This is a genomic window from Collinsella aerofaciens, assembly GCF_040915545.1.
Lineage (GTDB): Bacteria > Actinomycetota > Coriobacteriia > Coriobacteriales > Coriobacteriaceae > Collinsella > Collinsella aerofaciens_BE.
In genome coordinates, this window is the sequence record NZ_JBCPDH010000006.1 from 1 (window position 1) to 18,319 (window position 18,319).

The following is an 18,319-nucleotide window of genomic DNA, read 5'->3' on the forward strand; positions in this document are numbered from 1 at the left end:
TCAAATCCGACAAGAGGGCGACCATTGTGCAATCGCAAGAAGATGACGGGGCGGAATGTCAATCCTGGTCTAACAGAGCCAAAAGAAAAGGTGGCTCTGCGTCACGGCGCGGAAGTAAGGGTATCAAGCACGGGTATTTTTGCATCCATCCTGCACATGGCGATAGGCATGACGGTCATAGCGGCTGTGCTGGCGGCAATTATGACAGTTTTTATTCACTGAGGAAGAAACCTATGAAATGTAAAATTGAGAAAAACACCGTTCAGGAGACGCTGATCCTCCCGCTGTATTCCCGGAAGCTGTGTACGGAGCTGTACCCGAACCTTTATAGGGATGAAACAGCGGTTCGTCTGCTCGACCAAATCGACTACGACTTTTCAGAGGCAGAGAAAAACTCCCGTAGCCTGATGCAGCGCTTTGGTGCGCTGGAGGTGGCCACACGGCAGAGTGATCTTGCTTTCGAGGTGCGGGATTACCTGAAAGGCCACCCCAATGCGGCGGTGGTCAATCTGGGCTGCGGGCTGGACAACACCGGCAGAACCTGCGACAACGGTAGATGCAAGATCTACAATCTGGACTTCCCGGATGTGATTGCCTTGCGGCAGCAGCTACTGCCCGCCGGGAATCGAGAACAAAATATCCCCTGCGACCTGAAAGACACCGCATGGTTTAGCAAAATCGATGCCTCCGGCGGGGCGGTGTTCTTTGCCTCCGGGGTGTTCTATTACTTTCTGACCCAGCAGGTCCGGGAACTGGTGCGGGGGATGGCGGACGCTTTCCCCGGCAGTGTGCTGGTCTTTGATGCTGCCAATCGGACGGCGGTAAAGATGATCGCAAAAACATGGCTTAAGACTGCGAAAATCAAGGATGTGGGGGCATATTTTGCGGTTTCGGATGCCGCCAAGGAAATCGGCACGTGGGACAGCCGTCTGCAGGTCACAAGTCGCGGCTATATGCTGGGCTACAACGATTTGAGGGACCCTTCTGTCAGCGGCTTTTTCCGGTTTCTCGCAAGGGTCGGTGACAACGGGATGAAAATGCAAATCGTGAAAATAAGATTTTGAGAGACAAAAAATGCAAAAGATGAGCGCTTCTTGCCGCCCAATTGGCAAGAAGCGCTCATCTTTTCTTAACGCGTTGTATGGCGGAGAGAGCGCAAGTTACGCGAGCGTCCTTCTTGCCAGCTCGGCCGCGCCGAGGATTCCTTGGTCGCCGCCGCAGCCCGGGGCGCAGATGTAGCTCTCCATGTCCTTAAGCTCGGCGGTCTGGATGTAGCCACCCAGATATTCGAGGGTCTTCTTGCGGACGATGCCGTAGAGCTGCTCCTGGTGCATCACGCCGCCGCCGAGGACGATGCGGCGAGGCGAGTACATGAGCACGAGGTTCGCGCACATCTGCCCCAGATAATCCCCCTCGAGCGCCCACACCTCATCGTTGTCCGCGAGCTCGGCCGCGGGCTTTCCCCAGCGCGCGGCGATGGCGGGGCCGGAGGCGAGGCCCTCGAGACAGCTCGCGTGGCTCGGGCAGACGCAGCGTCCCTCCTCGGTGGGACGGGTCCTTACCAGCATGTGGCCGGCCTCGGGGTGCAGCATGCCGTGAAGGAGCCTGCCCGCGCACATGACGCCCGCGCCCACGCCGGTGCCGATGGTCACGTAGACGGCGTCCTCGAGCCCCTTGCAGCAGCCGAAGACCCCTTCGCCGAGGCAGGCAACGTTCACGTCCGTGTCGTAGGCCACCGGAATCCCGAGGGCGTCGGCGAACGCGGCGCGAAGACCATGGCCTCGCCACGCGAGCTTGGGCGTCTGGAGGATGGAGCCGTAGCGCTCGTCGTTGGGGTCGACGCAGGTCGGGCCGAAGGCGCCGATGCCCAACGCGTCCACATCGCGGGCGGTGAACCACTCGATCATCTGCGGGACGGTCTCGGCGGGCGTAAGCGTCGGGGTCTCCATACGGTCGAGGACCTCGCCGTCGCCGGACACCACGGCACAGACCATCTTGGTCCCGCCGGCCTCGAGGGCGCCGAGCCTCATTTGCTTTTCGCTCATGTGATCCTCCTTACAAAGGGACGCCCGCAGTCATGGTCAACCGCGGGCGCCCATAACGTTGGCTTGTTTCGAGGCGACCCTACCTGGGCACGCGGTCCTGCCTTGCGGCAAACGGGGCGAGCACGGCGTGCGGCTCGCTTTGGTACCAGTAGGCGACGGTGGAGATGTCGTCCTCGCGCTCGTAGAGCTTGATGTCGTCGTTGCCGAGGTCCTGGAACGTCACGCGCAGGTCCTCCTTGAACGAGATCGGATCGGGAAGGTGCCACCTGTAGAGGCCGTGCCTGGGAAGCGCGTCGTCGTTGGTCGCGAGCATCGGGTTCGGGTTCGGCTTGCCCGCGCTGAAGCGGTCGCGCGTGGCGTCGCGCGTCGAGCGGTACGGGTAGCCGGCGAACAGCGTGTTGAAGCACTGCGCCTCGGGCAGCGCGTGGGGCGGCCTGTCGAGGAAGGCCCAGGCACCGCCGAAGTAGTCCTCGGCTCCCGTCGAGGTGACCGTGGGGAACTCCTCGTCGCCGTCGAGGAAGAACTTCATCTCGCCCTCGCCCCACCAATAGCGCTCCAGGGCGCACAGGGCCATGTAGGTGCCGACGTAGTAGCCCTTGCCGCGCACGCCGTCGAGCACGGTGTAGTCGACGCCCCTGCGAGTGCTGCGCTCGCGGTTAAAGCGGGCGTGGAAGTACATGGCGTCGTCCGGCACGTCGGTGAGCGCGTAGTTGAACGTGTAGAAGATGTACTTAATGAACCCGGGGTGCTCGCTCGTAAGCGTGACCTTGGCGTGCTTCCTGAAGGGCATCTCGAAGTAGCAGTTCATGCCGCCCGTCGGGTTCACGCAGATGGGCATCGAGTTGACGATGGCGCGCTCACCGAAGCCGTTGCAGAAGAAGTCGCCGACAGGGCACTCGACCGAGGGGGTCTCCTCGTCATCCCAGTAGAAGCGCAGCACGAGGTCACGCATGACGAAGCTGCCGGCGGCGGTCTTGTCGGGGACGGTCATCCAGATGTGGCGGATGATGCCGGGGCCCTCGATATCCGCGAGCGTGATGGTCTCGCCGGACTCAAGGGGCACGCAGCACGAGCCCTTGCGGCCGACGCCGAGGTGGCTGGCCGACATGGCGGCGCGGCCCTTCTCGCCCGTGATGTTCTCGGGGGTGATGGCGCGGCTTTCCTCACCGCCGTGCATCCACACGTCCTTAAGGAACTCTCTCATCGTCGACCTCCTCTATTCGTCGTCGTCGCACTCGGCGGAACTGGCACCGTTCACGTAGATGATCTGCTGGCGCGCCTCGTTGACGAGGGCGTCGAAGTCGAGTTTCTCGTCGGGGCGCGCGAGCGCGACCGTCATGGCGAGCGGGAGGTTGACACCCGCGATCACGTGGATCCGGTCGGAGGCGAAGCGGGAAAAGCGCTGGTTCACGCTGCCGCCGTACGCGTCGGTGAGGACGACGACCTCGTCAGTGCCCGAAAGAGCCGCCTCGACCGCCGCGTCGAGCCCCTCGCCGTTGTCGTTCACGTAGGCGCACACGGCGTTGACGGCGTCGCTCTTACCCGTAAGAAACTCGAGGGTGTCCTTGAAGCCCTGGGCGAGAAGGGAATGGCTCGCCACAACTATCTTTCTCATTGATTCACCAATCTCTTGGGTCGAAGCTAGGCAAGGATGCCGGCGGCGGAGGCGACCATCCCGAGGACGATCACCACGAGGATGAGGGCCGTCATGCTCGCGTTCTTCTTGGTAAGAAGGTAATACGCGCTTCCCGTGATGGCGGCGGGGATCATGGCAGGCAGGATCTTGTCGAGCAGCGGCTGAATCTCCATCGAGACGTCGCCGAAGCTGAAGCTAATCGGGCAGGTGACGCCGATGACCGAGGCGATGAGGCAGCCGACCACGGTGAGGCCGAGCACGGAGGCGGCGGCAGTGAGGTTGGGAAGCTTCTCGCTGAAGTCGGTGACGAGCTTCACGCCCTGCTTGTAGCCGAACTCGAGGGCGTGCATGCGGATCCAGAAGATGGCCAGGATGAGCGCGAACCAGATGCCGGCTCCCACGGGGTTGCCCTCGATGGCCATGTAGGCGGCGATGGAGCCCATGATGGTCGGGATCATGGTCATGAGCAGGGAGTCGCCGACGCCGGCGAGCGGTCCCATGGTGCCGATCTTCAGGTCTTGGACGGCGTCCGCCGCCGCTAGGCCGTCGCGTTCCTCCATGGCCACGCAGGCGCCAAGGATGATGGCGGCGAGCCAAGGCTGGGTGTTGTAGTAGCGGAAGTGGTTGTTGAGCGCTTGCTTATAGTCCTCGTCGTTCGTGTAGATCTTCCTCAGGACCGGCGAGAGGGCGTAGGCGACTGAGGCGCCCTGCTGGGTCTGGTAGTTGAAGGTGCACACGCTCATGAGCCAGCGCCAGTTCGCGTTGCGCAGGTCCTTCTTGGTGACCTTGTAGCCGGAGGGCTTGCCCTCGGCGACGGCGGTGATGTTCTCGTTTTCCATGGTTACTCATCCTCTCCGATGAAGGCGTCTGCGGAAGCGTGGGCGGCGAACTCGGTGTCCCTCTCGGCACGCTGGTAGAACGCGATCGCGAGGGCAACGCCGACGATGGCGGCGCCGATGATGGGCACGTTCAGGAAGGCCGAGAGGAAGAAGCCGGCGAGCAGGTACTGGAAGTACTTGCCAGTGGGCATGTAACGCAGCAGCATCGCGATGCCGACGGCCGGGAGCATCTTGCCGGCGAGGGTGAGGCCGGAAAGGAACCACTGGGGCATAACCTCGAGGAGCCAGTTGACGGCGGGCTGGCCGAGGGTCACGGAGACAAAGACGGGCAAGGCGGCGCACAGGCCGAAGAGCACGGGGCAGACCCACAGGATGGCGTTCATCTGCTTGAACTTGCCCTCGTCGCAGAACTTCTGGGACTTCTCGACGACGAAGCCGTTGAGGATCTTGACGATGACGTCGAGCTGGATGCCGAGCATGCCGACCGGCAGGCCGATGGCGAGGCCCGTGTCCGCGCCCAGGGTCACGCCGTAGGCGGTGGCGATGATGGCCATCGTGCCGTAGTCGGGAATCGACGAGCCGCCGAAGCCCGCGACGCCGAGCTGCATGAGCTGGATGGTGCCGCCGATGACGAGGCCGGTCTGCCAGTCGCCCATGACGACGCCGGTGATAAGACCCCAGAAGACGGCATAGTTGACGAAGATCATCGGGATGCCGTAGTAGTCCACGTGCTTGATGAAGGCAAGCAGGGTCAAAAGGACGACCTGCAGGATAGTGAAGTTGACCATGATCCCTCCTTAGATGAGGTCGGCGACGGAGACGGGCTTGTCGGCGGGCACGAACTGTGCCGTCACCTTGACGCCGCGGGCGATGAGCGCCTTGTAGCTCTGGACGTTCTCGGCGGAGGCATAGGCGCGCTGGGTGAGCTGGACGCCGCCCTCCTTGACAAGAGAGCCGCCGACGATCAGCGACGGGAGCTCGATGCCCAACTCGACCAGGTGAAGGATCGTCTCGGGCTCCTTGGCGATGACAAAGACCTTCTCGCGGTCGTACTTGCCCGCCGCGAAGTTCTTGAGCGCGGTCTCCTCGGAGATGATCGAGACGGCCATGCCCGCGGGGCGCGCCATCCTCATAGTGGACTTCAGGACCTCGTCGCCGGCGACCTTGTCGTCGATGACCATGACTCGGGTCGCGCCCGACACCGGGGCCCACTGCGTCACGATGATGCCGTGAAGCAGGCGATTGTCGATTCGTGCCATAACAACACTCATGTTTGCTCCTATCAAATGAAGTTTTACGTTCGGTACTGCCTCGGCGCTATCCGGATTCGCGCCGGGCAAGGGGTTATCGGATTATTGAGGACGCGCGGTCAGCTTGCGGCGGCGCGGGGAAGGTCACTCGTCGAGCAGGAGGTCCGAGGAGCCGAGGCGCTCTTCTCGCGCCGGGGCGGCGCTCACGCTTATGTAGTCGAAGACATATGCGATCTCGCTTACGGGAACCTCTACGCGATAGCGCGTCGAGATGCTCGAGAAGCTCTGCCTGAAGGACTCGATGAAATCGGCACGCTCCTCCTCGAAGCGGTCCTGGCCAACGTAGGTCTCAATGGGGTTTCTGGTAACAAGGCGCTCGACGAGACAGCAGAGGTGGACGTAGAGCCCAATGATGGCGTTGCTGCCGATCTTCTCGCCTGTCCTGCGCTGAAGCTCGTGCACGGCGCTCTCGATCTCGTGGAATAGCCGCTCCGGGTCGAGGATGGTGATGGAGCGGATGACGTTCTGCAGCGTCATGTTCGAGAGCAGCTTCTCGTGGAAAGAAGAGAGCTCGGAAGCGTCAAGCCACCTGCCGAACACGGCATCGACCTTAGAGGCGGACGCCGTCGACATGATGTCCTCGAGGGCGACGAAGGGGATGGAGGCGACCCCGGGGTCTCCCGTGCCGATGACGGCGCAGACGCGGTGCTCGGAGAAAACGGCGTCGTTCGACCCGTTCGCGACGAGCTGCTTGAAGGGCCTCGTGAGCAGGCGCGCGCCTATGGTGCGCGGGAGGCTCTGCGAGACGAGCTGGCGTATCCTCTCCGCGGCGTCGACCCCGGACTCGGAGCAGAAGACGATGGCGTCCTCACGGTTGACGCGCTCGATCACCTTGCAGTGCGTCACGCACGCGGCGGTCGCATCGCCAAGAACCTCGGCGATGGACTTGCCGCCGAGCAGCCCGATCCCGATCTCGAGCGCAAGACCGGTAGAGACGTTGTTCACCACGCCGATAGTGGAGTCGGTAACGTTCTCGAGGGCCTTATAGGCCTCCTCCAAGGATCCCATGTCGACGAGGAACACGACCCCGGTGCAGTAGGAATGGCGGTCGACGAGGCGCTGGAGCGGACCGACGATGTCCTTCAGCTGCTGGTCGTAGGGCATGTCGACCGCCTCGTACACATGCATGCCGAGCATACGGTTCGCCGCGTCGGCGATGCTCGTCGCCGTTGAGTAGCCGTGGGACAAGATGACGCAGAGCGTTCGAAGGGCCTTCGCGTCGCGAGACTCCGATGCAACGCACAGCGTCAGAAGCGTCTTCGTGAAGTGATCGAGCGAGATTCCCAGCGCCCCTTCCACGTCTGCGGCGACCTCATCGGAGACGCTCGAGGCAAACGGTAATTCGGAGGTCACGGCACCGAGGAGATGGGAGATTTGCTCCGCACAGGCAGACTTTCGCTTAGCCAGGCCGATGCCCGGCCACAACTGCAGGCAAATCTCCTGGGCCAGTAGAAAAGCGACCTTCCTCGAAAGCTCGATGCCATAAGAAGAGCCTGCGTCGGCAAGGACCGCGCCCACGATGCGCTCGAAGGCGCGCGACCTCGAGGAGGTAACGCCGCGGCCGAAGATCAAGTGATCCTCAACGCCGCGCACAGCGGAGACAGCTTGCGAGACGAGCTCGGAGACAGAGAGCTCCCCGGCGCAGAATCGCTCATCGAGAGAGCACAGGGCATCGAGCGCCTGCTCGACCGGCCCTGTGCTCTCGGCGGCATCCAGGGACGCGTCGATCAGAACGCCATCGTCGGGCTGTTGATCGATCTGCGCGGAGGAGAGGAGCCCGCTGGGAAGAAGATACGGGCGAACGACGACGTAGTCGCCCTCGCGATTGAGGAACGCTTTGGCGCAGCAGTTCGTCACGCAGGCGCGCAAGCCGGCGATGTTATCGGAAAAGTCCGCGTTCACGAGGCAACGGTATGCGCCGCGGCTAATCTTCACATCAGAACCGATTCGGCACCCCTCGCTGCGCAGGAAGCTCAAGATGAGATCCTCGCGCTCCTCGGGGGTCCGCTCCTTGAGTGAGGGGACGCGGGCACAGATGGGCATTTTGCTGTAGGCCGAGGAAACCTTCAGGTCATCGGCGGAAAGCGTCGTCGAAAGAACGAGGCGAGCGCGCGGCGCATCCTGGGAGGCATCGAGCCCGAGGGCCGTCGCAAGGCAGTGCTCCATCGCAGAGGGAGAGAGTGCCTCGATGCCGTTGACAAAAACCACACCCCCGCGTGATTTCGCGATCGACTCGTCAAGAAGCCGGTTGAACGAGGCGGCGTCCGGGACCCCGGCGCAGTCGATGCGCACATAGGAGGAGTCGCGGGACAGCAAGCCCTGGTTCTTGCCGTACTCGTACACAAGACGAGAAAGGAAAGACTTGCCGACACCCACGCCGCCGCTCAAGAGGATGGGCAGGCCGAACGGAGGGTACTGAACCGCAGCCTTGCACTGCTCGACAACGGAGCTGAGGCTCAGGTCAAAGCCCACGGCACGCGCGAAGTCACGGTGATCGGCGATTCCCGTCGCCTGGATGAGGTCGGCGAGCGAGGCGTACTCGCTTGCAGAGAGCTTTACCTGAAAACGCTTCTGGAACGCGCGGCGATGAAAATAACGGACAGGCCTGCCCGCCACCTTAACCACAAGGCCGGCGCGAACAAGGTCGTTGAGGTACTGGCTCGCCAGACTCCTGGAGATGATGAGCGTCTCGGCGATGTCGGAGGTGGACAGACGGGCAAGGTCGTCGAGCGAGACGGCAGAGGTGAGGGCCTCGAGATGCTCGAGAATCCTGTCCCTCATGTCGACGGGCTTCTTTGCCAAGCTGTCCTGTGCGGTCTTGTCCATGACTTCTTACCTCCTTGTACAAGGAGTATAAGGGGAACACAGAGAACGGAAGGGGGCGCGTGGGGGAATCAACAGCCCCGAGGAGAAGTTCACCACTTGAGGGGCAGAAAACAACGGCCATTGAACATTCAGGGCCGACGCTCAACACTTCGGCTCGACACTTCGCTTTGGAAAGGGCCCTGCACGATGGTGCAGCCCTCCATCTCGCAGCACAGGTCGCCGAAGGTCGCGAGGATGCGCTCCTTCTGTTCCGCGGGCGAGACGACTCGGTGGGCAAGGTCCTCTCAAAAGGGGTCGTCCGACGCCGCAAGACCTCGATGACCGACTACCGCCTCGAGCAAGTGGCGGATTACCTCTGCACCATCGAACTTGCCTTGGTCAAGTGCGAGGCCAAGGAGAACGGTGAGACGTACAACAAGTTCTTCGGAGGTATAGGCTCTTTCAAGAGGAACTGGCTCAAGCAAGCCCCCAGCAAGCGGATATAGCTGGTCTCGCGGTTTCGCAAGGAACGGCCAGCTCTCCTCTGGCGAGGAACACCGGGCGACGTGCTTCGAGCAGCGGAAGCTGAAGCGCAAGCAGAAGCAGCTCGGGCAATGATCGGTGCCGACATGGGCCCAGACGTGAACAGTGCTACGTCCCCTGTTCACGGGACGCGAAACCGCAAAGGTTGCACAGTGGTTGCAAAATAAGAAGCCCCCGACCTGTTTTCGCAGGTCAGAGGCTTGAAATCAACGAATATCGTTTATTCCCACTCGATGGTCGCGGGCGGCTTGGACGTGATGTCGTAGCACACGCGGTTGGCGCCGGGAACCTCGGCAACGATGCGGCCGGAGATGCGGGCCAGCACGTCGTAGGGCAGCTTGGCCCAGTCGGCGGTCATGGCATCGCTGGACTCGACGGCGCGCAGGATGATCGGGCGCTGATAAGTGCGCTCGTCGCCCATAACGCCGACGGACTTAATGTCGGGCAGGACCGCGAAATACTGCCAGCAGCTGTGCTCGGAGTTGCGCTCGCCGGTCTGCTCAAACAGACGCTGGTTGTAAGCATCCAGCTCCTCGCGCACGATAGCGTCGGCGTTCTTGAGGATCTCGAGCTTCTCCTTGTCGACCGCGCCGATGATGCGGATGGCCAGACCCGGGCCCGGGAAAGGCTGGCGGAACACGATGTGACCCGGCAGGCCCAGCGCCAGACCGAGCGCGCGGACCTCGTCCTTAAAGAAGTGGTCGAGCGGCTCGATGAGGTCGAAGTGCACGCCCTCGGGGAACGGGATCAGATTGTGATGGCTCTTGATGGTGGCCGTCTTGCCACCCGTCTTGCGAGCGCCGGACTCGATGATGTCGGGGTAGATGGTGCCCTGAGCCAGGTACTTGACCGGCTTGCCATCGGTCTCGAGCTGCTGCGCCACGGCGAAGAACTCTTTCCAGAACTGCGTACCGATGATGCGGCGCTTCTCCTCGGGCTCGGTCACGCCGGCCAGAAGCTCGGCATAGCGGTCCTCGGCGTGGACGTGGATAAAGTCGACGTCAAACTGCTTGGTGAAGACCTCCTCCACCTGCTCGGGCTCGCCCTTGCGCAGCAGACCGTGGTTGATGAACACGCAGGTCATCTGCTTGCCCACGGCGCGAGCGCCCAGCGCAGCCACGACGGAGGAGTCGACGCCACCGGACAGGGCCAGAATCACGCGGTCGTCGCCGACCTTCTCGCGGAACTCGGCCGTCATGGTCTCGACCAGGTTGTCCATGCTCCAGTTGGGCTCCAGGCCGCAGATCTCAAACAGGAAGTTGCTCAGCAGCTGCTGACCGTACTCGGAATGCTTGACCTCGGGGTGGAACTGCGTGGTGAAGATCTTGCGCTCGGGGCACTCCATGGCGGCAACCGGACACACGTCGGTGCTGGCGGTAACGGTAAAGCCCTCGGGCACCTCGGACACGGCGTCGCGATGGCTCATCCACACGGTCTGCTCCATGGGTGTGGAGTTAAAGAGCTTGGCACCAGCCGTGCGCGTGATGGTGGCGCGGCCATACTCGCCCACCTCGGAGTGGCCGACCTTGCCGCCGAGCGTCACTGCCGTGATCTGATGGCCGTAGCAGAAGCCCAGGACGGGAAGGCCCAGGTCAAAGATGGCAGGATCGATGGACGGAGCGTCCTCGGCGTACACGGAAGCCGGACCGCCGGAAAGGATGAGCGCAGAGGCGTTCATCTCGCGAATCTCGTCGGCCGAGATGTCGCAGGGGACAATCTCGGAATACACGTTGAGGTCGCGGACGCGACGGGCAATGAGCTGACCGTACTGCGCACCAAAGTCGAGTACGAGGACCTTTGCGGAAGCCTTTTGATCCATGGTTTCCCCCTCTTGTTGGCGGGGAGCCGATGCCCACCCGCGTGAATGAACGAAATAGCTTTCATAGTGTACACGTTATATGGGGTTTCTCGTCCCTCGCAGCCATCAGCGCACGGCAAACGCACGACCTGGGCCCTATTTGACGGCAATTGAAGTGTTACCAAACGTTACAGATGATGTAATACGTTTGAACATTGGACGCCCTGTGCCACAATACTGCCGAACGACTCCGCCCCTGCGGCGGCAAATACGATAGGAATACCAGCATGAAGCGCATCCTTCTCATCGCCACGGGCGGCACCATCGCATCGACCGAGGACGGCAACGGCCTCTCCCCCGCCCTGACCGGTGAGGAGCTCGCCCAGAGCGTCCCCGAGATCTCGGGCCTCTGCGAGCTCGACGTCGTGCAGCCCATGAACATCGACAGCACCAATATGCGCCCCAGTGACTGGATGCGTATCCGCGACGTCATCGTCAAGGGCTATGCCGACCACGACGGCTTCGTGATTCTGCACGGCACCGACACCATGAGCTACACCGCGGCGGCGCTTTCCTATCTGATTCAGGACAGCCCCAAGCCTATCGTGCTCACCGGCTCGCAAAAGCCCATGGGCAATCCCTTTACCGACGCCAAGCTCAACCTGTACCAGAGCCTGCTCTATGCGCTCGACGAGCATTCGCACGATGTGTCGATTGTGTTTGGTGGCGTCGCCATTGCCGGCACGCGCGCCCGCAAGCAACGCACCATGAGCTTTAACGCGTTCATTAGCGTCAATTATCCGCCCATCGCCTATATCCGCAACGACCGCATCGTGCGCAACGGACTCCACGGCACGCATCAGGGCGAAAACCCGGTGCGTTTCTACGACAGCATCGACCCGCGCGTATTTGTACTCAAGCTTACGCCCGGTGTGAACCCGGGTATCCTGGACGCCCTAGCCGATAGCTACGACGCCGTGATTCTGGAGACCTTTGGCATTGGCGGTATCCCCGAGTTTGGCGAGTCCGGCGAGTCATTCCAGGAGGCGATTTTCCGCTGGGTCGATTCGGGCCGCACCGTCGTTATGACCACGCAGGTCCCCGAAGAGGGCCTCGATCTGGGCGTTTATGAGGTCGGCCGCGCTTACGCCGATCATCCGGGCATTCTGCGCGGCGATGACATGACCACCGAGACGCTTGTGGCCAAGACCATGTGGGCACTCGGCCAGTCACGCGATGCCACCGAAATCCAGCGCCTGTTCTACAGCCAAGTCAACCACGACCGCATCCCGATGGTGTAACCACCGGTCAATAGGCATCTTCTATTCAATGCCCTCGAGAAGCTCTGACACCGTCATGCCGAGTGCGGGCGCGATCTTAAATAGAACCCTGAGCGTGAAATTTGCCGTCCCATCTTCGATTCGGTCGAGGTAGGGCCGGCTGATTCCTGTCGCCACACAAAAATCAACCTTGGAGATACCAAGGTCCCTGCGTGTCTCTTCGACCCGCCTGCCAAGAATCTGTTTCGCACGTTCGTCCATGCAGCCGAGTTTGAAATGGAGCCGAACATAAACGTAAACTATAGTTTACGTTTTGCCGAATACACAGGAGTTTTCTATGTCGGGTTCTTCGGTCCGCATGTACCGAGCCACGCTTCGCACAAACAGCGCGCCGCCCAAGCTCGTCGTCGTTGAAGCTGAATGCCTTTCGCCCGATGAGCGCACAGCATTTACATTGCTATCAAGTCGCGTCGCCGCCGTTCTGGCCCCTTGCCCGGCGCAAGGTGAACTTGCCATTCAATGCCAAACGCACGGCTGCTCGCTCAATCAGGTTGCCGTAATCGCAACCAGCCAACGCGGCCTGCCGCTCCTTTTAGAAGCCGGTATCGCACTCGCCCTTCGCGGCGCCGGATACGAAAACGAGGCCGCCGCCGACATGGTCTTTAAACCACGATCGAGCGGCGGCCTCGCAGCAGCCATTGAATATGCGTGCAGGCTCGTTGCCTAAAAGGACAAGCTAGAAACCAAAGCCAAAGCCCGTTCCAGTAATCGCCGAATACATAAAGTAGACGTTGATTACGTTGAGGAACACGCCCGTGATGCAGCCGTTGCGCAGGTAGCGCTCGCACGCAAGACGTGCCATCACAGCGGAGTCCTCGTTGTTCTTTGCCTGGCGTCCCGCCGTAAAGTACGTCGCCACGCTCAGCAGCAGGTTGAGCACCGGCAGTGCCAGCAGCTCGTAGCTCTTACCCCAGCGCGTCACCTCGCCGGCTGCGTTAAACTTCGTTGCCACCTCGGGGCCAATGTTGGGGATAACACACGCTGCAACCACCAGCGGAATCACCGCAAGTACGAGCAGCGCGATGCCCATGTAGCCGGCTTTTTTGCCATATTTAAACATATGCGTCGTCCTTACACGTTAAAGCGGAAGTGCACGACGTCGCCATCGGCCATGACATAGTCCTTGCCCTCAATACGCAGCTTGCCGGCGGCCTTGGCGCCCTGCTCGCCGCCGAGCTCGATGTAGTCGTCGTAGCCAATGACCTCGGCCTTAATAAAGCCGCGCTCAAAGTCGGTGTGGATGACGCCGGCGGCCTGCGGGGCGGTCGCGCCCTGACGAACCGTCCAGGCCTTGACCTCCATCTCGCCGGCCGTAAAGAACGACTGCAGGCCGAGCAGCTTATAGGCCGCCTGCGCGAGCACGTCCAGACCGGGCTGCTCCAGGCCCAGGCTCTCCAGGTAGTCGGCAGCGTCCTCGGGATCGAGCTCGGAAAGCTCGGCCTCGATCTTGGCGCAGATGGGCAGCGGCTTGACGCCATCGATGGGCGCCAGATCGTCGTTGAGCATATCCTCGTCCACGTTGGCCACATACAGGATGGGCTTCATGGTGAGCAGGAACAGGCCCTTGGCAGCGGCACGCTCCTCGTCGGTCATCTCCATGGACGCGGCGCGCTTGCCTTCGTTGAGCCAGGCAAGCAGGCGCTTGGCGACCTCAAACTTGGGCATGAGCTCCTTGTCGCGCTTGGCCTCCTTCTCGAGCTTAGGCAGCTGCTTCTCGAGCGTGCCCATATCGGCCAGGATGAGCTCGGTCATGATGGTGTCGGCATCGCCGGCAGGATCGACGAACTCGCCCGTGCGGCCCACCTCACGCATGACGTTGGGGTCCTTAAAGTAGCGCACGACCTCGCAGATGGCATCGGTCTCGCGGATGTTTGCCAAGAACTGGTTGCCCAGGCCCTCGCCCTCGTTGGCACCCTTCACCAGGCCCGCGATGTCGACAAACTCGACCGTAGCCGGCACAATGCGGCCCGGGTTGACGATGTCGGCAAGCTTTTGCAGGCGGCTATCGGGCACGTCGACGATACCCACGTTGGGGTCGATCGTGGCGAACGGGTAGTTGGCGGCAAGGCCGGTCTTTTTGGTAAGCGCGGTGAACAGCGTCGACTTGCCCACGTTGGGCAGGCCCACGATACCGATGGAAAGGGACACGACAGCTCCTTTTGGTACAGGTACTTCAAACTGTATAAGTATAGCGCCGCCGCAGCATCCGGGCGAATCCGGACACCGCGGCGGCGCAAATGAAGCAAAGATTGGGGTCGCTGGCTAGTCCGCGAGCTTCTCCACCTGATCGAGCATCTTGTCGAGCTTGGCCTTTGCTTCGGCCTTGACCTTCTCAGCTTCTTCGTGAGCCTTCGCCTTCTGGGCGGCCTTTTCCTCGGCCTCGGGGTCGACGACGACCAGATTGGACGCGTCATGCTCAACCAACTTGAGCGCATGCTCGGGGCACACCTTGACGCAGGCACCGCAGCCCAAGCAATACGTCGACTCCAACGCAAAGCGGCCGCTTCCCACCAAATCGCAGGCGAACGTGGGGCATACATTGACGCACTCGCCGCACGACGTGCACTTGTCAAAATCGCACTCCGGCGTGCTCACCTGCATGTTCTGGGCAAGCTCGGGGTGGTTTTGCAACGTCGAGAGCACCAGTTGGCGCCCGTGCGTGAGCGAACGGCGACGCTTGGTCGTCGTGGTGCCGCACATGGTGTTGAGCGTGCGCTCCAGCTGGGTAATCTGATGGCGATGGGCCTTGAGCTTTTGCGTCACCGAAGCCAGCGCCGCCGTCGCCGGATTGAGCTTGGTCACCGTCAGGCCCGTGGTGCGGGCGATCTTTTCCATGTACTCCTTGCGCTCGTACTCGCGGCGCTTATGGCACTTGAGGCTCTTGGGGTCGACCTCCAGGCCCATACCCGTGCCGGACCACTCCTCGGCCTTCGCAATCGCCTCGCCCAGAATATCCTCACCGCCGGTGTTGCGGCATTTATCGCACACGCCCAACGGCAGGTACACACTCACGTTGGGATAGTCGGCCAGTACCGAAAACCAAGTCTCTGCCGTAATATCGCCCACGCAGGCGACGACGACCTCGTTCTCGCGCGGCATGCGCTTAAGGGCACGCGTGCAGGTAACGTAGGCGGTCTCGTGGCTCGTAGCCGCCGAGACAATGTCATCGTAGACGTTTTTGGGTGCAAGGCGCGGAGAGATGATCGCCTCCGTCGGGCAAGCAGCGGCGCACAGACCGCACTTGCGACAGGAGTCGAGGATCTCGATGGAGTCTTCCTCGACCTCGATAGCGTTGACCGGGCACACGTCCATGCACGCGGTGCAGCTGCTCTTTTCGTTTTTGCAGGTCAGGCACGGAATGGTGTTACCGCGCGGACGCTCCTTGTAGTCGGCAGGATTCCACTGCGGCGCCGACGGATCGAGTGCATCGGTCACGCCGCCAAGCGGGTTTTTAAGAAAGTCGAAACCCTTGCTGATCTCGATAATGTCATCAAACAGATCGTGTTCCTGCGCCATGCGCGGCCCCTCCCTGAGCAGTGCAAACAAGCAAGAGATAATGATACGCTATCGGCCCGCGCCTCGGGCAAATTACACGCGGCGCATCTTTGCGGCAAATAGCCTATGGCCTATCGCCGCCTCGATTGCACAAGGTCAATCAAGTGCCAAGCTATGCCTCGCACATGAGCTGCATGAGCTTTTGTTTGGTCACCTTGGCCTGCTCGTTGGCCATATTACGCTCGTTTCTAAAGACCGCATTTGCAACACCCTGCAGATCGGCATCGGAAATCTCGCCAAGACCCAGCTCCTCGAGCGTCGTCGGCAGACCAACGCGCTGGCAAAACTCGAGCACCTGATCAAGCTCGGGCGCACGCTCCAGGCGCAGCTGCACCACCAGGCCAAATGCCACGGCCTCACCATGCATGGCCTTGCACTCGGGCAAAATCGTCAGGCCGTTGGCAATGGCATGGGCGAGCGCTAGGCCGCCACTCTCAAAGCCAACACCCGAGAGCAGAATATTGCACTCGATCAGACGCTCAACCGCCGGCGATATACGTCCCTTTCTGAGATCGCGCTTGGCAGCGACGCCGCACTCCATGAGCGTGTCATAGCAGGCACGAGCCGCAACCAGAGCCAAGTGCCCCGGCGTGCCACCGTGCTCGTTGGCACCGTGCGCCGCGGCGCACGAACGCGCCTCGAAGTACGTTGCCAGCGCATCGCCCATACCGGCGACCGTCATACGCAGCGGGGCCGCCGCGACCACGCTGGTATCGACCACGACCAGATCTGGATTCTTCTCGAGCATCAGATAGCGGTCGAACGACCCATCCTCGTGATACAGCACCGAAATCGCGCTGCACGGACCATCCATCGACGCCGCCGTGGGGCATACGCACAACGGCAACTCGGCATAAAACGCAACGGCCTTGGCGATATCGAGCATCTTGCCGCCGCCAATGCCCACCACCATGTCGCAATACTCGGCCTGGGCTTCCTTAGCCATTTCGACAACGGCCTCTTCCGTACACGGACCGTCATAAATCTTAAAGAACGGCTCGCTTAGATCTTCGTCCAGAAATCCATCGACGATCTGCCTGCACAGCCGATCCTCGGTGCCCTGGTCAAACAAGACATAGGCAGCGCAGCCCAACCATGACAAATACCTGCCTTGACGCGACAGTTCGCCCGGCCCCTGAACATACCGGCCGGGACCGCCGTAAACCATAGGAAGCGCCATACGAGAATCCGCCCTTCATCAAACAACGATTGGTGCAAAGTAACCTGGCCCCTTTGCACCAACTTGGTGCGAAGGGGCCAGGTTAGTTTGCACCATAGCAAAAAGGGGCAAAGTCATCTGTTAGCTTTGCCCCTTCCTTAGCTTGATTTACTCATCCATGAGATAGTAGTGGCCCAGCGCGTCGGCACCCAGGATGGCGTTTGCGACCATCTCGGGCGTCACCTCAAAGGGCATGTTGCACATGGTGTCATCGGGTGCGCAGGCGGCCTCGGCAACAATCATGGCCTGCTCGCGCGTAAGCTCGGCAACGCCAAGTTCCTTCATCGTGACCGGCAGGCCAAGCTCAATGCAGAAGCCCAAGACTTCCTCGAGCTTCTCGGTCGGGGCATCCTCGAGTACCAGCTGGACGATAGTGCCGAAGGCGACCTTCTCGCCGTGATACATGCCGTGGCACTCGGGCAGCATCGTCAGACCATTGTGGATGGCATGAGCAGCGGCAAGGCCCGAGCTCTCAAAGCCAATGCCCGAAAGCAGCGTATTGGCCTCAATGATGTGCTCGACGGCAGGCGTGAGCGCGCCCTTCTCCAGCGCGACCTTGGCCTTGACGCCATCGGCCATAAGCGTCTCGTAGCAGAGCTTGGCGAGCGCCAGACCGGCCATTCCGCCCTTGCCGCCGGCGCAGGTGCCGCCGTCGGCATCGTGCGTCGCCTGAGCCTCGAAATAGGTTGCGAGCGCATCGCCCATACCGGAAACCGTCAGGCGCACCGGGCTCGCCGCGATAACCGTCGTATCCATAAGGACGATATTGGGGTTTGCCTTAAGGAAGAGGTATTTGTCGAACTGGCCGTCATCGGTATAGAGCACCGAAAGCGCCGAACACGGGGCATCGGTCGAAGCAATGGTGGGGCAAATGATAACCGGGGACTCCAGGTAATAGGCGACGGCCTTCGCGGTGTCGAGGATCTTGCCGCCACCGACGCCGACGATGATGTCGCAACCGTTGTCGCGAGCGAGCGCAACCAGGCGATCGACCTCGCCCTTGGAGCACTCGCCGTTAAAGTCCTCAAACAGCAGCTCGGCCTTAGCCTCGGTAAAACCGCCCTCGATCTTGGCACCGACGCGCTTCTTGCCCGAAGGCGTCACGATGACGAGGGCCTTAGCGCCGAGCGGCTCAACGTAAGAGCCGAGCTTGGCGAGCTCGTCCGGACCCTGGATGTACTTGCTGGGGCTATTGAAAATTGCAGCCATAACTATCCCATTCTCTAAAA

The 18,319-nt window shown here is 61.5% G+C and carries 19 protein-coding genes; 5 read left to right on the forward strand and 14 right to left on the reverse strand.

Annotation, left to right across the window (positions count from 1 at the left end; genetic code table 11):
- Both AB5202_RS03225 and AB5202_RS03230 read left to right on the forward strand, forming a co-directional pair.
- Positions 1 to 222: hypothetical protein (locus AB5202_RS03225; RefSeq protein WP_368147478.1), on the forward strand; the 222-nt coding region annotated here is incomplete at its 5' end.
- 11 nt (positions 223 to 233) lie between these two features.
- Positions 234 to 1,064, forward strand: a complete 831-nt coding sequence (locus AB5202_RS03230; protein ID WP_368144481.1) for a class I SAM-dependent methyltransferase — start codon at positions 234 to 236, stop codon at positions 1,062 to 1,064.
- Positions 1,065 to 1,160: 96 nt separating this feature from the next.
- On the opposite strand, the gene AB5202_RS03235 is transcribed toward AB5202_RS03230, so the two are convergent.
- The 7 genes from AB5202_RS03235 to AB5202_RS03265 all read right to left on the reverse strand — a co-directional run bounded on the left by AB5202_RS03235 (position 1,161) and on the right by AB5202_RS03265 (position 8,656).
- Positions 1,161 to 2,045 (reverse strand): ROK family protein, encoded by an 885-nt coding sequence (locus AB5202_RS03235; RefSeq protein WP_368144480.1) that lies wholly within the window; start codon positions 2,043 to 2,045, stop codon positions 1,161 to 1,163.
- A gap of 79 nt (positions 2,046 to 2,124) precedes the next feature.
- The gene (locus AB5202_RS03240; protein WP_172676343.1) at positions 2,125 to 3,249 is read right to left on the reverse strand and encodes a glycoside hydrolase family 172 protein; all 1,125 of its coding nucleotides are present in this window, start codon (positions 3,247 to 3,249) and stop codon (positions 2,125 to 2,127) included.
- A gap of 12 nt (positions 3,250 to 3,261) precedes the next feature.
- A complete protein-coding gene (locus AB5202_RS03245) occupies positions 3,262 to 3,660 on the reverse strand; it encodes a PTS sugar transporter subunit IIA (RefSeq protein ID WP_368144479.1) in 399 nt (132 codons plus the stop codon).
- A 26-nt stretch (positions 3,661 to 3,686) separates the two neighbouring features.
- Positions 3,687 to 4,520: a PTS system mannose/fructose/sorbose family transporter subunit IID gene (locus AB5202_RS03250; RefSeq protein WP_368144478.1), complete on the reverse strand. Its 834-nt coding sequence runs from the start codon at positions 4,518 to 4,520 to the stop codon at positions 3,687 to 3,689.
- Positions 4,521 to 4,522: 2 nt separating this feature from the next.
- Entirely contained in the window at positions 4,523 to 5,308 is a 786-nt protein-coding gene (locus AB5202_RS03255; protein ID WP_368144476.1) for a PTS mannose/fructose/sorbose/N-acetylgalactosamine transporter subunit IIC, read from the reverse strand.
- Positions 5,309 to 5,317: 9 nt separating this feature from the next.
- A complete protein-coding gene (locus AB5202_RS03260; protein ID WP_368144475.1) occupies positions 5,318 to 5,791 on the reverse strand; it encodes a PTS sugar transporter subunit IIB in 474 nt (157 codons plus the stop codon).
- 123 nt (positions 5,792 to 5,914) lie between these two features.
- Complete coding sequence (locus AB5202_RS03265; protein ID WP_368144473.1) at positions 5,915 to 8,656, reverse strand: PRD domain-containing protein; 2,742 nt, start codon at positions 8,654 to 8,656, stop codon at positions 5,915 to 5,917.
- A gap of 59 nt (positions 8,657 to 8,715) precedes the next feature.
- Between AB5202_RS03265 and AB5202_RS03270 the strand changes: the two genes are divergently transcribed.
- A complete protein-coding gene (locus AB5202_RS03270) occupies positions 8,716 to 9,141 on the forward strand; it encodes a hypothetical protein (protein ID WP_368144472.1) in 426 nt (141 codons plus the stop codon).
- 257 nt (positions 9,142 to 9,398) lie between these two features.
- Here AB5202_RS03270 and guaA read toward each other — a convergent pair whose 3' ends face one another.
- Positions 9,399 to 10,997: a glutamine-hydrolyzing GMP synthase gene (gene guaA, locus AB5202_RS03275; protein WP_152068629.1), complete on the reverse strand. Its 1,599-nt coding sequence runs from the start codon at positions 10,995 to 10,997 to the stop codon at positions 9,399 to 9,401.
- Positions 10,998 to 11,263: 266 nt separating this feature from the next.
- Here guaA and AB5202_RS03280 point away from each other — a divergent pair, with 266 nt between their 5' ends.
- A complete protein-coding gene (locus AB5202_RS03280; RefSeq protein ID WP_368144470.1) occupies positions 11,264 to 12,277 on the forward strand; it encodes an asparaginase in 1,014 nt (337 codons plus the stop codon).
- Between the two features lie 21 nt (positions 12,278 to 12,298).
- Here AB5202_RS03280 and AB5202_RS03285 read toward each other — a convergent pair whose 3' ends face one another.
- On the reverse strand, positions 12,299 to 12,517 hold the full coding sequence (locus AB5202_RS03285) for a helix-turn-helix domain-containing protein (RefSeq protein WP_215675233.1): 219 nt from the start codon (positions 12,515 to 12,517) through the stop codon (positions 12,299 to 12,301).
- A gap of 76 nt (positions 12,518 to 12,593) precedes the next feature.
- Between AB5202_RS03285 and AB5202_RS03290 the strand changes: the two genes are divergently transcribed.
- Entirely contained in the window at positions 12,594 to 12,983 is a 390-nt protein-coding gene (locus tag AB5202_RS03290) for a hypothetical protein (protein ID WP_368144468.1), read from the forward strand.
- Between the two features lie 9 nt (positions 12,984 to 12,992).
- Here AB5202_RS03290 and AB5202_RS03295 read toward each other — a convergent pair whose 3' ends face one another.
- The 5 genes from AB5202_RS03295 to AB5202_RS03315 form a co-directional block, all read right to left on the reverse strand.
- A complete protein-coding gene (locus tag AB5202_RS03295; RefSeq protein ID WP_161160566.1) occupies positions 12,993 to 13,376 on the reverse strand; it encodes a DUF1648 domain-containing protein in 384 nt (127 codons plus the stop codon).
- A gap of 11 nt (positions 13,377 to 13,387) precedes the next feature.
- A complete protein-coding gene (gene ychF / locus AB5202_RS03300) occupies positions 13,388 to 14,464 on the reverse strand; it encodes a redox-regulated ATPase YchF (RefSeq protein ID WP_035136922.1) in 1,077 nt (358 codons plus the stop codon).
- Between the two features lie 114 nt (positions 14,465 to 14,578).
- Entirely contained in the window at positions 14,579 to 15,832 is a 1,254-nt protein-coding gene (locus tag AB5202_RS03305) for a 4Fe-4S binding protein (RefSeq protein WP_368144306.1), read from the reverse strand.
- A gap of 151 nt (positions 15,833 to 15,983) precedes the next feature.
- A complete protein-coding gene (locus AB5202_RS03310) occupies positions 15,984 to 17,051 on the reverse strand; it encodes a glycerol dehydrogenase (RefSeq protein ID WP_368147480.1) in 1,068 nt (355 codons plus the stop codon).
- Between the two features lie 147 nt (positions 17,052 to 17,198).
- Positions 17,199 to 18,299 carry a glycerol dehydrogenase gene (locus AB5202_RS03315; RefSeq protein WP_368144305.1) on the reverse strand — a complete coding sequence of 367 codons (1,101 nt, stop codon included), beginning with the start codon at positions 18,297 to 18,299 and terminating at the stop codon, positions 17,199 to 17,201.
- Positions 18,300 to 18,319: the final 20 nt, after the last annotated feature.